Raw genomic sequence first — 13964 nt, forward strand, 5'->3', positions numbered from 1 at the left:
GCGAAATGAGCGGATTTACCCTTTCCGATCTGGAAAAGATCGTCGACCACCGCTCTCGGGCGGGCGCCGAAGAATCCTGGACTGCCAAGCTCGTCGCGGGAGGCCAGGCCAAGGCTGCCAAAAAGCTCGGCGAAGAGGCGATCGAGGCGGTGATGGCTGCCGTTGTCAACGATCGCGAGAACCTCACCTATGAGGCCGCTGATCTCCTGTACCATCTGATGGTGGTGCTGAAGATCGCCGAGATCCCTCTCAATGACGTTCTAGCCGAGCTTGAAAGACGCACTCTGCAATCCGGCCTCACTGAAAAGGCCGGTCGGCAGAGCTCATGACGTCACTCAGCAAGCCCGCATCTGCGCCCGAACCGCTGGACCATTTTCAGGCCAACGCCTATTCGCCCTATCATTTCTTCTCGTCCGGGGAGTGGGCGAAGTTTCGCGCCGATACGCCGTTGACCCTGACGGCCGACGAAGTCGACAGACTGCGGTCGATGGGCGATCCGATCGACCTCGATGAGGTCCGGCGCATCTATTTGTCCGTATCCCGGCTGCTTTCGGCCCACGTCGAATCGTCGCAAATCCTGTTCGAACAGCGCAATCGCTTTCTCAGCCTCGAAAATGTCGCCAAGACGCCTTTTGTCATTGGCATCGCCGGATCGGTCGCAGTCGGCAAATCGACAACGGCCCGTATCCTGAAGGAACTGCTTGGCCGCTGGCCGTCCAGCCCGAAGGTCGACCTGATCACCACGGACGGATTTCTGCACCCCAATGCGGAATTGCAGCGGCGCAACCTGATGCAGCGCAAGGGCTTTCCCGACAGCTACGACACCGGGGCGCTGCTGCGCTTCCTGTCGGCGATCAAGGCAGGCCGGCCCAATGTGGCGGCTCCCTGCTACTCGCATCTGGTCTACGATGTGCTGCCCAACGAATTCAAGATCGTCGACCGTCCCGATATCCTCATCTTCGAAGGCATAAACGTGCTGCAGTCCCGACATCTGCCGGCCGATGGGAAGATCGTGCCGATGGTGTCGGATTTTTTCGACTTTTCGATCTACATCGATGCGGACGAGAAGCTGGTCCGCAAATGGTACGTGCGACGCTTCATGAAATTGCGTGAAACGGCCTTCCGTGACCCGAACTCGTTTTTCCATCGCTATGCGTCGATCACCGAGGAAGAGGCTCTCCTGACGGCCGAAGGCCTCTGGAAGAACATCAATTTGCGGAACCTGCGACAGAATATCCTGCCGACGCGACCGCGGGCGGACCTGATCCTGCGCAAGGGTCAGGATCATCTGATCGAACAGGTGGCTCTCCGCAAGCTTTAGCGGTTTCCGGACAATCGCCAATCCGGCGTTCGTCCCGCCAGATATTCCAGCATGTCCAGGCGGCAACAATCGTCGGCACGAGGACGCCAATCAGCGGCAGGCTCCGGACGAGGATATGATTGACCAGCGGGTAAAACCAGGCGACCCCCAACAAGATGGTCGGTTCCCGACGTTTACAGAAGAACAGCGCCGCCGCGACACTCAGCGGTATTGCATCGTAAACATAGCCGTAAGGGGTGGCGACGATCGCCAGAACCGCCGTGAGACAGGTGCGCGTGGCATGATCGACGCGGCGGCGTGGCCGCCAAAGCCAACATGCCGCCGCGATGCTGGCAGCGGAAAAGACGGCTTGTACCGCATAGGCAGCGCCGACCCCCAGTCCCAGCGATCGGGAGAGGAGGAAGGACGTCATGCCGTTGCTTTGATAGCCTTGCGGGTATGGCGCCTCGAGGATTGCGGTCATCATCGGCCGCGTCTTGGTGAAAAACAGCACCCAGCTTTCCCAGCCGAATACGGCACCTGCTATCACGGCCAGAAACGAGGCGGTCACGGCTGCGGCGACGATGGAGCGGTAGTTTCCGCTTGCCAGCAGGCAGAACGGTACCAATAGCCCTATCTGTGGTTTTACTGTCAGCAGACCAAGGATAATGCCCGCAATGACGGGTCGAGACGGCGCGAGTAGCAGTCCGGATAGCAGCAAGGCAGCGGTTAGCGCGCCGTTTTGACCAAATATCACGTTCATCACAGCGGCCGGAGATATGATGACTAGAAGGCGCACCCATAGTGGAAGCGAGAGCATTTGCAGGGAGGCGAACAGCGGCAACAATGTTGCAAATGTCCAGACGAGATAGGCGGGCAGCAGCGGTAAACCGGCAAGCGGCAGACCCAACAGCAGGAAGGACGGCGGGTAACTCCATTCCTGGTCCGGCATGAACGGTGATATCAAGGCCCTCAAGTCATGCCTATAAATATCGACATTGAAGAGATCGGCAACCTGTCCCCTGAGCGCCAAGACGGCACCGCCCCAGAGATTGGTGAAATCCCAGTACGGTAATTTCTGCGAAACCTCGGAAAGGCCGTGCGCGTCTAAAGTCCATAAAAGGAAAAGTTGTCGGACACCGAGATACAGGCCTAAGACCACGACATACACGGCGAGTCCCCGCGCAAATGCATGTCTGTCAGTCATGTCGAGGTCCCCGGGTTTCCTGCAAACTATGGCTTCACGCGTCTTAATGTGAGGTTTATGCGACCGCCGCTCCTGAGCAGCGTCGAGGTTGACGGGTAGATGCGGTCGACACCGTGGAAGCAGAGCCTGCCTTCGCCTCCCAGCACGACGATATCGCCGCTGGCAAGCTTGATGGACGATGTCTTGTCAGTCCTGGAGGCCCCGCCGATGCGGAAGAGACAGCTGTTGCCGAGCGAGATGGAGACGACGGGTGCGCCCAGATCCTGCTCGTCCTTGTCCTGATGAAGACCCATCTTTGCGTCGTCGTCGTAAAAATTGACGAGGCAGGCTTCCGGCGGCTTTTCATAGCCGGCCACCTCGACCCAAAGCGCCAGCAGAGACTCCGGGATTGCCGGCCATGGCCGCTCGGTGCCCGGATGGGTCGATTGATACCGATAGCCCCGCTGCTTGTCCGTGACCCAGCCAAGCGGGCCGCAGTTTGTCATGCGCACCGACATCGGCTTGCCGGTGCCGGGCATGGCCGGAACGAATAGCGGCGCCTCGGCGACAACCGCGCGGATCTGCTCGACCAGCGCCTCCTGCGCAGTGCGATCGAGATAACCCGGCAGGTGACGAATTCCGTTCGACAGCATCATGGTCGGTGCTCCGCGATCATCCTGACAGTGATTTGGGGTGACGAATGCCGACAAACAGTGCTCAATCGCTGCCGTCGGATTTTCCGCGCAATTTCTTTACCTCGGAGCGCCCGGACTTCGCCTTCAACCGGCGTTCGACGGATCCCTTGGTAGGCCGGGTCTTACGACGGGGCGGCGGAGGCGGCAACGCCGCCTCGAGGATCAGTTCCTTCAGGCGGTCGCGGGCATCCTCCCGGTTACGGTCCTGGCTTCGGAAACGGCTTGCCTCGATCATCAGCACGCCGTCCTTCGACAGCCGCCGGCCAGCCAGCTTGATGGCATTGGCTTTGACACGTTCACTCAGCGACGGCGAGTTGACGAGGGTGAAGAACAGCTGAACAGCAGTCGACACCTTGTTGACGTTCTGGCCCCCGGGACCACCGGCAAGAACGAACTGTTCCGTCAGTTCCCAGCCGGCGATGGTGATCCGGTCGTTGATGTAAAGTGCGTCGCTGGCCATTGGTCTCTCCAGGCCCGTCTATCCCATATTGCCGGACGCTTGAAAACAGGGGAGCGCGCAAAAGCTAAATCCGGCGGAAAGACCGCCGGGTTTCACGTGAATCACCAAATACGGATGCCTATTCGGCGGCAACCCGCATGCCCGGTGCTGCGTCGCGCACTCCCCCATCGACATGTTGCTCGAACTTCGTGAAGTTGGTAACGAACATCTGCACGAGCTTGCTGGCCTGGGCATCGTAGGCTGCAGGATCGGCCCAGGTGGAGCGCGGATCGAGGATATTGCCATCTACGCCCGCGACCGAAACCGGCACGGCAAAACCGAAGTTCGGATCGATGCGGAACTCCGCCTTGTCCAGGTCGCCCTTCAGTGCGGCAGCGAGCAGTGCCCGTGTTGCCTTGATGGGCATGCGGCGGCCGGTGCCATAGGCGCCACCTGTCCAGCCGGTGTTGACCAACCAGCAGTCGACGCCATGACGGCCAATCAGCTCTTTCAGGAGATTGCCGTATTCGGCCGGATGACGTGGCATGAACGGGGCGCCAAAACAGGTCGAGAAAGTAGCTTCCGGCTCGGTGACGCCCTTTTCGGTTCCTGCGACCTTGGCGGTGTAGCCGGACAGGAAATGATACATGGCCTGGTCGGGTGTCAGCCGGGCAATCGGAGGCATGACGCCAAATGCGTCGGCGGTTAGCATGATAATCGTCTGTGGGTGGCCGGTCATGCCGCTTTCCGAGGCATTCGGAATGAAGTGCAGCGGATAGGCACTGCGGGTATTTTCCGTCAGCGAGCCATCGTCGAGGTCGGGCACGCCCTCTGCATCGAGCACGACATTTTCCAGAACCGTGCCAAACCTGCGCGTAGTGTCGTAAATCTCAGGCTCTGCTTCTGCCGACAATCGGATGGTCTTGGCGTAGCAGCCGCCTTCGAAATTGAAGATACCATTTTCGCCCCAGCCATGTTCGTCATCGCCGATCAGCGTACGGCTGGGATCGGCAGATAACGTGGTCTTGCCGGTGCCCGACAGCCCGAAGAAGACAGCGGCGTCTCCATCTGGACCGACATTTGCCGAGCAATGCATCGGCATGACGTTGCGGGCCGGCAAGAGGTAGTTCAGCACCGTGAAGACGGCCTTCTTCATTTCGCCAGCGTAGGACGTGCCGCCGATCAGCACCAGGCCCCTGGTGAAGTCGCAGGCGATCACGGTTTCCGTCCGGCAACCATGGCGTTCCGGATCTGCGCGAAAACTGGGAAGGTCGATGATCGTCAGCCTGGGCACGAAGTTTGCCAAGGTCGCCCTATCCGGCCGGATCAACAGATTACGAATGAACAGCGAATGCCAGGCAAATTCCGTGATCACGCGCGACGGCAGCGCGTAGTCGACATCGGCACCGCCGACCAGGTCCTGCACGAACAGGGACAACCCGCCGGCGTGGGCAAGCATGTCCTGGTGCAATTGCGCAAAGTGCGCCGGCGACATGGGCTTGTTGTTGTCCCACCATATCTGGTCCTCCGTGGTTTCGTCGCGGACCACGAACTTGTCTTTTGGGGAACGGCCGGTGTGCTGGCCTGTCAGCGCACGAAGCGCACCGTGGGCGGTCAATTCGGCCTCGCCGCGTCGAATCGCCTCTTCGTAAAGCTGCGCTTCGGGCAGATTGTATCGAACGCTGGCGACGCTGCCCAATCCGATTGTTTCCAGACCGACTGCCGGGTTGTGGTCTCCAAAAACTTGCATCGCCATTTCATCCCCTGTTCCGGCAATCGCCATTGAATGATGACAGCCTTAAGAGCAAAAACTTGGAGACGCAAGAGAGAAAAATCTTAAAAGATCAATGTTTTCAAATATTTAATCGATTTAAATTTCTGTCACATTATTTAAATCGTTTGAATTTTGTCGTTTGGTAATTTTATCGCCACAACTTTTGGTACCCGAGAATGTCCTCGAAAATATCGACCCTTTATCTTTGCCACAATTTGTTCCACCTTTATCCTCCATAAGCGCGCCTGGTTGAGGCCGATCAATTCGGCAGACCGCCTGGGTCGGGGTCCAATTCCGGGAGATGCGCTTAGATGACGGAGACCAACAGCATGCTGACAATCGCGCTCGTAGACGACGACCGCAATATCCTCACCTCGGTCTCCATCGCTCTGGAAGCCGAAGGATACAAGGTCGAGACCTACACGGACGGGGCTTCCGCTCTTGACGGGCTTCTGGCGCGGCCGCCGCAGCTGGCGATCTTCGATATCAAGATGCCGCGCATGGACGGCATGGAGCTTCTTCGTCGCCTTCGTCAGAAATCCGACATCCCGGTCATCTTCCTCACCTCGAAAGACGAGGAAATCGATGAGTTGTTCGGGTTGAAGATGGGCGCCGATGACTTCATCACCAAGCCTTTCTCGCAGCGCTTGCTCGTGGAACGCGTCAAGGCGGTCCTGCGTCGCGCCTCCAACCGCGAAGCTTCGGCGACAGCCGGTAATAGCGGTGGCACACCGAAGGCCGGCGCCGTGCTGCAGGCGCGCTCGCTCGAGCGCGGCCAGCTGGTCATGGACCAGGAACGCCATACCTGCACCTGGAAGGGTGAACCGGTCACGCTGACCGTGACGGAATTCTTGATCCTGCACTCGCTTGCACAGCGGCCCGGCGTGGTCAAAAGTCGCGATGCACTGATGGATGCTGCCTATGACGAACAGGTCTATGTCGACGACCGGACGATCGACAGCCACATCAAGCGGCTGCGCAAGAAATTCAAGATGGTCGATACGGATTTCGATATGATTGAAACGCTCTACGGAGTCGGATATCGCTTCCGCGAAGCTGCCTGAGGCTGAAGCTTCGATGGCGGATACGTATGGGGTGAGCTGGCGGAAATACCGGCCACGCCCTTCGAAAGGGCCGCGGCGTGGCACAGCTTGTGCAGCATAGGGATACGGAAGAGGCGGAGGGACAGGCCGGCAGCCGCTGGACGCATCCGTTCACGCTGATCCGCCGCATTTTCGGCAACGCCGTTTTTTCCAGTCTCACGCGCCGCATCCTTTTCTTCAACCTTGCGGCGCTCATCGTGCTGGTTGGCGGCATTCTCTATCTCAACCAGTTTCGCGAGGGCCTGATCGATGCCCGCGTCGAAAGCCTTTTGACGCAAGGCGAAATCATCGCCGGCGCAGTCTCCGCATCCGCCTCGGTCGACACCAACTCGATCACCATCGATCCGGAAAAGCTACTCGAGTTGCAGGCCGGCCAGAGCATCACGCCGGCGCCCAACGACGATGACCTGGAGTTCCCGATCGATCCGGAAAAGGTAGCACCGGTACTACGGAGGCTTATTTCGCCGACCCGCACCCGGGCTCGCATTTTCGATGCCGATGCCAACCTGCTGCTGGATTCGCGTCATCTCTATTCGCGCGGCCAAGTATTGCGTTACGATCTGCCGCCGGTCGACGACGAAGTCCAGAGCTGGTCGGACTGGTTCAGCGGGCTTCTCAACAAGATGCTGCAACCGGCCAACCTGCCGGTCTACAAGGAAGCCCCTGGCGGCGACGGTTCCATCTATCCCGAGGTGATGAACGCACTCACCGGTGTGCGTGGCGCAGTTGTCCGCAGCACGGAAAAGGGCGAGCTGATCGTTTCCGTCGCCGTCCCTGTGCAGCGCGCCCGCGCCGTGCTTGGCGTCCTGCTTCTGTCCACCCAGGCCGGCGATATCGACAAGATCGTTCACGCAGAACGACTGGCTATCATGCGCGTCTTCGGCGTCGCGACGCTGGTCAATGTGGCGCTGTCGCTGCTGCTGTCATCGACGATCGCCAATCCGCTACGGCGACTGTCGGCTGCGGCCATCCGGGTGCGCAGAGGCTCGAAAGTGCGCGAGGAAATCCCCGATTTTTCCGCTCGCCAAGACGAAATCGGCAATCTGTCGATTGCGCTCAGGGAAATGACGACTGCCCTCTATGACCGCATCGACGCCATCGAAAGCTTCGCGGCCGATGTCAGCCACGAGCTCAAGAACCCGCTGACGTCGCTGCGCAGCGCCGTCGAAACGCTGCCGCTCGCACGCAACGACGATTCCAAAAAGCGGTTGATGGATGTCATCCAGCACGATGTCCGGCGGCTTGATCGCCTGATCAGCGACATCTCCGACGCGTCGCGCCTGGATGCCGAACTGGCGCGCAGCGATGCCGAGCAGATCGACATGGAAGTCCTGCTGCGTGACATGGTCGACCTGTCGCAGCAGGTACGCCATAGCAAGAAAGCCGTAGAGATCGACTATGTCGTCGACCGCAAGCCGGGAGCAAAAACACGCTTCCTCATTAACGGTCACGAACTGCGCATCAGCCAGATCATCACCAACCTGATCGAAAATGCCAGGTCCTTCGTCCCAGCCGACGGCGGCAAGATCGTCGTGCGCCTGTCACGGACGCGAACACGTTGCCTGGTGCACATCGAAGACAACGGTCCCGGCATCCAGGCGGAAGACATCGACAGGATTTTCGAGCGTTTCTACACAGACAGACCTGAAGCCGAAGGATTCGGACAGAATTCCGGGCTCGGCCTGTCGATCAGCCGGCAGATTGCCGAGGCGCATAACGGTTCGCTGAGGGCGGAAAACATCATCGATGCCGACACCGGAAAATCGCGCGGCGCTCGCTTTATCCTGTCCCTCCCCGCCGAGGCCAGCGCCTGATGCGAGAGGCGATCAACATCCACGGCACCGCTATCGTGGTCGGCGCGACCGGGCTGCTCTTTCTCGGACCCTCCGGCATCGGAAAATCGGCCCTCGCCTTTGCCTGTCTCGCATCGGCCAGACAGTTGGGGCTGTCGTCGGCGCTCGTAGCTGACGATCGCGTGCTTGTCGCGCGTCGCGACGGCAGCGTCATTGCCGAATGTCCACCGTCCATCGCAGGGCTCATCGAGATCCGCGGCACCGGGATCCTCCGGATCGGCAGCGTCCTTTCCAACCAGATGCATTTCGCAGTCTTGCCTGTCGACCTTGCGACCGCCGAAAGGCTTCCGCCGGAAGGTGCCGAGATCGAGGTCTCCGAGGGCATCGTTCTGCCGGCGATCCACCTTTCAAAAACAAGTATCAATCCGCTTGCCATCATCATGGCGATGCATCCGCAGTGCTTCTGATGGCGGCAACCCGAGCAAAGGATGAGGGCCAATCTCCGCATTTTACGCTTGCACTTCGGCTTTTCATGGCCAAGATGTCCCCCCACCGGTGGACGCGATTGCTGCGTTGCGATAAGGGCCACCTGTTTGCTTATGCGATGGGAGCAGTAATATCATGATCGGACTTGTGCTTGTCACACATGGCAAGCTGGCTGAAGAGTTTCGTCATGCCGTCGAGCATGTCGTTGGTCCGCAGAAATTCATCGAAACCGTCTCCATCGGCCCGGAAGACGATATGGATCGCCGGAGACAGGACATCATCCAGGCCGTCGCCGGTGCCGATGACGGCCACGGAGTGATTATCCTCACAGATATGTTTGGCGGCACGCCCTCCAACCTGGCGATCTCGGTGATGAACAGCGGCCATACGGAAGTCATTGCCGGCGTCAACCTCCCGATGCTGATAAAGCTGGCTGGCGTGCGCGGCGAAAACAATATGGAAAGGGCGCTGGTCGAAGCATCGGAAGCCGGACGGAAATATATCAATGTGGCCAGCCGCGTCTTGAGCGGCAAGTGACGGAGCGGCTATCTCGCCCATGACATCGCATTCCCGCGAACTGCTCATCATCAATAAACGTGGCCTGCATGCTCGCGCCTCGGCAAAATTCGTCCAGACCGTCGAAGCCTTCGATGCCGCTATCACGGTGTCCAGGGATGGAACGACCGTGGGGGGAAATTCGATCATGGGCCTGATGATGCTTGCTGCAAGCCCAGGCTGCAGCGTGCTGGTCACCGCCAGCGGAAACCAGGCGGAAGAGGCGCTGAACGCCCTGGATGCCCTGATTGCCAATAAATTTGGCGAGGAAATGTAAACGGTAAATCATATAAAGACATAAAGACTTCTTTATATGATGGTTGCATTTTGCCGTCCGGCCTGCTAGACGGGGTCTCTGTCGGCGCGACTGCGCCCCAAAAATCCCCCACGCATTCCGTCGCCGCAAGCCGGTGGTCCGGGTGCCCTGTCCAGGCTGGAGAATTCAATGAGCACTGACAAGGACTACGTTGTCGCCGATATCGCGCTTGCCGACTTTGGTCGCAAGGAAATCGATATTGCCGAAACCGAAATGCCGGGACTGATGTCCTGCCGTGAGGAATTCGGCCCGACGCAGCCGCTTAAGGGCGCGCGCATCACCGGTTCGCTTCACATGACCATCCAGACGGCCGTGCTGATCGAAACCCTGGTCAAGCTGGGTGCGGAAGTTCGCTGGGCTTCCTGCAACATCTTCTCGACCCAGGACCATGCTGCCGCCGCGATTGCCGCCTCGGGCATTCCGGTCTTCGCCATCAAGGGTGAATCCCTTGAGGACTACTGGACCTACACCGACCGGATCTTCCAGTGGGCCGACGGTGGCTTTTCCAACATGATCCTCGACGATGGCGGCGATGCCACCATGTACATCCTTCTCGGCGCCCGCGCCGAAGCCGGCGAAGATGTGCTGTCGACGCCGACCTCCGAGGAAGAAGTCATCCTCATGGCACAGATCAAGAAGCGCATGGCCGCTTCGCCCGGCTGGTTCACCAAGCAGCGCGATGCCATCAAGGGCGTTACCGAAGAAACTACCACAGGCGTTCATCGCCTCTACGAACTCAGCCAGAAGGGCCTGCTGCCATTCCCGGCAATCAACGTCAATGACAGCGTCACCAAGTCGAAGTTCGACAACAAGTACGGCTGCAAGGAATCGCTCGTCGACGGTATCCGCCGCGGTACCGACGTGATGATGGCCGGCAAGGTTGCCGTTGTCTGCGGTTACGGTGACGTCGGCAAGGGTTCGGCCGCTTCGCTGCTCGGCGCTGGCGCCCGCGTCAAGGTCACGGAAGTCGACCCGATCTGCGCCCTGCAGGCTGCCATGGACGGTTTTGAAGTCGTTACGCTCGAAGACGTGGTCTCTTCGGCCGACATCTTCATCACCACCACCGGCAACAAGGACGTTATCCGCATCGAGCATATGCGCGAGATGAAGGACATGGCAATCGTCGGCAACATCGGCCATTTCGATAACGAAATCCAGGTCGCTTCGCTGAAGAACCTGAAGTGGACGAATATCAAGCCGCAGGTCGACATGATCGAGTTCCCCAAGGGCAACCGCATGATCCTGCTGTCGGAAGGCCGCCTGCTGAACCTCGGCAACGCCACCGGTCATCCTTCCTTCGTGATGTCGGCATCGTTCACCAACCAGACGCTGGCCCAGATCGAACTGTTCACCAAGCCTGGCGAATACAAGAACGACGTCTACGTTCTGCCGAAGCACCTCGACGAAAAGGTTGCCCGCCTCCATCTCGCCAAGCTCGGCGTCAAGCTGACCGAACTTTCGACGGAGCAGGCTGCCTATATCGGCGTCCCGGCTCAGGGCCCCTTCAAGGCTGACCACTACAGGTACTAATTTTACTCTCTATATCCACAACATCTTGTGGCCGCAGCATTGACAAATGCTGCGGCTTCTTTTTTGGGCAGGAGTCTTTTCGCGGAATCGTTAAAACTGTATCCTTTTGGGACTTGATTCGCATTGAACCGAGCTTCGGGACCCTGCGAAATTGGGATGTCTTGTCGAGATACGGCACATTACAGGACGGAGACAGACCGCTGATGGAAATGAACGAAAGCCTGCCAGAGCAGGCTGACGCGCGACCCTGCGGTCCAGGCTTGCCAAGGCAAGACGGAATACAGGCGGCTGATTGCAATCGCCAGCGCGCGCCGCGTAAATCGTCGCGCTTCCTCGCCATCCTTTCCTTTCTTGCTTCCGGAACCGCCATCGCGGCACTCGCAGGCCCGGCGCTCGCCCAGGCGCAGATGCCGACCGCCGCCCGCTTGTTCACATCGTCGGAAATGGTCACCTTCTCTGTAGTGATCGGCGTCGTTTCTGCCGCCCTGTTGTCGACGCTGTGGCTCGTCCGCCAGCGTGGCAACCTCGAGACGGAAAGCCGCGAGATCCGCACAGCCTTGTCAGACGCCAACCAGCGCATCTCCCGCTACCAGGCGCTGATCGCCGACAAGAACCGCCGCATCGTCATCTGGGACGGGCCCAACACACGGCCGGAACTGCTGGGTCAGCTTCCTGTCGAGACCGGCGCGCCGCAAGACAACGAGTTTCTGGCATTCGGGCGCTGGATGAAATCATGGTCGGCCGGCGATCTCGACAAGGCAATCGACAAACTGCGCAGCAGCGGCCAAGGCTTTGACATGGTCGTCGAAACCAACCGCGACGAAATTCTCGAAGCGCAGGGCCGGATCTCCGGCGGGCGAGCGTTTGTGCGATTTGTCGCGCTGAACAACCTCCGTGCCGAACTGGCTGAAATCAAGATCGAGCGGGACCGGTTGCTGACGTCCATCTCGGCCTTTCAGAACCTGCTCGATGCCATCGACCTTCCCGTCTGGCAGCGTGATCCAGACGGCAAGCTGACATGGGTCAATCATGCCTATGGCGAAGCCGTGGAAGCCGTTTCACCGGAGGAAGCGATCCGCGAGGGTCGTGAGTTCCTGAGCACCATCGCCCGCGAACGCATCCGCGCCTCCGCAACGCCCGACTCGCCTTTCCACGACAAGATTTCGACTGTCGTCCGCGGCAACCGTACGTTTTTCGACGTGGTCGACGTGCGCGCCCGCAGCGGTTCGGCAGGCATGGCAATCGACGTGTCGGAGACAGAGGCTGTACGCGCCGAACTACAGCGCACGCTGAAGAGCCATGCCGAGACGCTCGACCATCTCGCGACACCCGTTGCCATCTTCGACGGCAACCGTCGTCTGCAATTCTACAACCAGGCCTTCGTGCAGCTCTGGGAACTCGATATCTCGTTCCTGGAATCGAAGCCCGACAACAGCGAACTGCTGGACCGGCTGCGCGCTGCCAAGAAGCTGCCGGAACCGCTGAACTGGAAGACCTGGAAGGAAAGCGTGCTCTCCGTCTACCGGGCGCTGGATACGCAATCCGACCTCTGGCATCTGCCGAACGGCCAGATCCTGCGCGTTTTCGCGACCGCGCATCCCCAGGGTGGCGCCACCTGGGTGTTCGAAAACCTCACCGAGCAGGTGGATCTCGAAACACGCTACAATACGCTCGTCAAAGTCCAGGGCGAGACCATCGACCACCTTTCGGAAGGTGTGGCGGTGTTCGGGCCCGACGGTCGCATGCGGCTGTCCAACCCGGCGTTCCGCGCGCTATGGGGCATCAGCGAGACTGAAGCCAAGCCCGGAACCCATATCCGCATGGTGGCCGATGCCTGCCTCGCCTCCTATGACAAGCCGGACGGCTGGAAATCCTTTGCCGAACAGATCACCAGCTTCAACGACGAGCGACCTTCTTCGCAAGGGACGCTCGAGCTATTCTCCGGGCTGGTGCTCGATTATGCGGTGACACCGCTGCCGAATGCCCAGACGATGCTGACTTTCGTCAATATGACGGACAGCGTCCGCGCCGAGCGCGCCTTGACGGAAAAGAACGAGGCGCTGCGCAAGGCAGACGAGCTGAAGAACGATTTCGTCCAGCACGTATCCTACGAACTGCGCTCGCCGCTGACCAACATCATCGGATTTACCGACCTCCTGAAGACGCCCGGTATCGGACCGCTCAGCGAGCGGCAGGCCGAGTATATCGACCATATCGCCACATCTTCTTCGGTGCTGCTGACGCTCGTCAACGACATTCTCGATCTGGCGACCGTCGATGCTGGTATCATGCGGCTCAATTGCAGTAACATCCTGCTCGATGACCTTTTGGATGACGTCTCGCTGCAAATCGCGGACAGGCTGCAGGAGAGTGGCGTAACGCTGGAAATCATTGTCCCAGCACAACTTGGCAGCGTCGTTGCCGACCAGCAGCGCCTGAAGCAGATTTTGCTGAAGCTTCTCAACAATGCCGCCAATTTTGCGCCCGAAGGCTCGGTCATTTCGCTGAAATGCCACCGTGACGGCACCGACTTCCTGTTTTCTGTTGCCGATCAAGGCCCGGGTATCCCGGAAGACGTAATGGGAACGGTATTCAAACGCTTCGCGTCCAACGGCAAGGGCGGAAAGCGCAGCGGCGCCGGTCTCGGGCTGTCGATCGTCGAAAGCTTCGTCAGCCTGCATAACGGCCAAGTTTCCATCGACAGCCAGCCCGGCAAGGGAACCATCGTGCGCTGCCGCATTCCGTCTGCAGACGTGCCGCAATCGATTGCCGCTGCCGAGTGACGTC

13 protein-coding genes are annotated in these 13964 nt (G+C 59.5%); 9 read left to right on the forward strand and 4 right to left on the reverse strand.

Annotation, left to right across the window (positions count from 1 at the left end):
* The first annotated feature begins 5 nt into the window (after positions 1–5).
* Positions 6–329, forward strand: a complete 324-nt coding sequence (locus J5278_RS01145) for a phosphoribosyl-ATP diphosphatase (RefSeq protein WP_209185451.1) — start codon at positions 6–8, stop codon at positions 327–329.
* Positions 326–1321, forward strand: a complete 996-nt coding sequence (gene coaA, locus J5278_RS01150; RefSeq protein WP_209185450.1) for a type I pantothenate kinase — start codon at positions 326–328, stop codon at positions 1319–1321. Before J5278_RS01145 ends, coaA begins: the two co-directional genes overlap by 4 nt.
* Here the strand turns inward: coaA and J5278_RS01155 are convergent.
* The 4 genes from J5278_RS01155 to J5278_RS01170 form a co-directional block, all read right to left on the reverse strand.
* Positions 1209–2507, reverse strand: coding sequence for a glycosyltransferase family 87 protein (locus J5278_RS01155; protein WP_209185449.1), 1299 nt, complete (start codon positions 2505–2507; stop codon positions 1209–1211). The two genes, coaA and J5278_RS01155, sit on opposite strands and share 113 nt — an antisense overlap.
* Positions 2508–2533: 26 nt before the next feature.
* Positions 2534–3142 (reverse strand): alpha-ketoglutarate-dependent dioxygenase AlkB, encoded by a 609-nt coding sequence (locus J5278_RS01160; RefSeq protein WP_142828661.1) that lies wholly within the window; start codon positions 3140–3142, stop codon positions 2534–2536.
* 61 nt (positions 3143–3203) lie between these two features.
* The gene (arfB, locus tag J5278_RS01165) at positions 3204–3641 is read right to left on the reverse strand and encodes an alternative ribosome rescue aminoacyl-tRNA hydrolase ArfB (RefSeq protein ID WP_142828663.1); all 438 of its coding nucleotides are present in this window, start codon (positions 3639–3641) and stop codon (positions 3204–3206) included.
* Positions 3642–3759: 118 nt separating this feature from the next.
* Entirely contained in the window at positions 3760–5370 is a 1611-nt protein-coding gene (locus J5278_RS01170) for a phosphoenolpyruvate carboxykinase (protein WP_142828811.1), read from the reverse strand.
* Positions 5371–5723: 353 nt separating this feature from the next.
* On the opposite strand from J5278_RS01170, the gene J5278_RS01175 reads away from it, so the two are divergent.
* From J5278_RS01175 to J5278_RS01205, 7 genes are all read left to right on the forward strand, one after another.
* A complete protein-coding gene (locus J5278_RS01175) occupies positions 5724–6458 on the forward strand; it encodes a response regulator transcription factor (RefSeq protein WP_202617211.1) in 735 nt (244 codons plus the stop codon).
* A 77-nt stretch (positions 6459–6535) separates the two neighbouring features.
* Complete coding sequence (locus J5278_RS01180) at positions 6536–8311, forward strand: sensor histidine kinase (RefSeq protein ID WP_209185448.1); 1776 nt, start codon at positions 6536–6538, stop codon at positions 8309–8311.
* Positions 8311–8757, forward strand: a complete 447-nt coding sequence (locus J5278_RS01185) for an HPr kinase/phosphorylase (protein WP_209185447.1) — start codon at positions 8311–8313, stop codon at positions 8755–8757. Before J5278_RS01180 ends, J5278_RS01185 begins: the two co-directional genes overlap by 1 nt.
* A gap of 154 nt (positions 8758–8911) precedes the next feature.
* Positions 8912–9313, forward strand: a complete 402-nt coding sequence (locus J5278_RS01190) for a PTS sugar transporter subunit IIA (RefSeq protein WP_209185446.1) — start codon at positions 8912–8914, stop codon at positions 9311–9313.
* A gap of 19 nt (positions 9314–9332) precedes the next feature.
* Positions 9333–9608, forward strand: a complete 276-nt coding sequence (locus tag J5278_RS01195) for an HPr family phosphocarrier protein (RefSeq protein ID WP_111222148.1) — start codon at positions 9333–9335, stop codon at positions 9606–9608.
* Positions 9609–9776: 168 nt separating this feature from the next.
* Positions 9777–11177 carry an adenosylhomocysteinase gene (ahcY, locus tag J5278_RS01200; RefSeq protein ID WP_142828668.1) on the forward strand — a complete coding sequence of 467 codons (1401 nt, stop codon included), beginning with the start codon at positions 9777–9779 and terminating at the stop codon, positions 11175–11177.
* A 200-nt stretch (positions 11178–11377) separates the two neighbouring features.
* Entirely contained in the window at positions 11378–13960 is a 2583-nt protein-coding gene (locus J5278_RS01205) for a PAS domain-containing sensor histidine kinase (protein ID WP_209185486.1), read from the forward strand.
* The last annotated feature ends 4 nt before the right edge of the window (positions 13961–13964 follow it).

Origin of the sequence: Rhizobium sp. B21/90 (genome assembly GCF_019355815.1) — a bacterium.
Taxonomy (GTDB): Bacteria; Pseudomonadota; Alphaproteobacteria; order Rhizobiales; family Rhizobiaceae; genus Rhizobium; species Rhizobium rhododendri.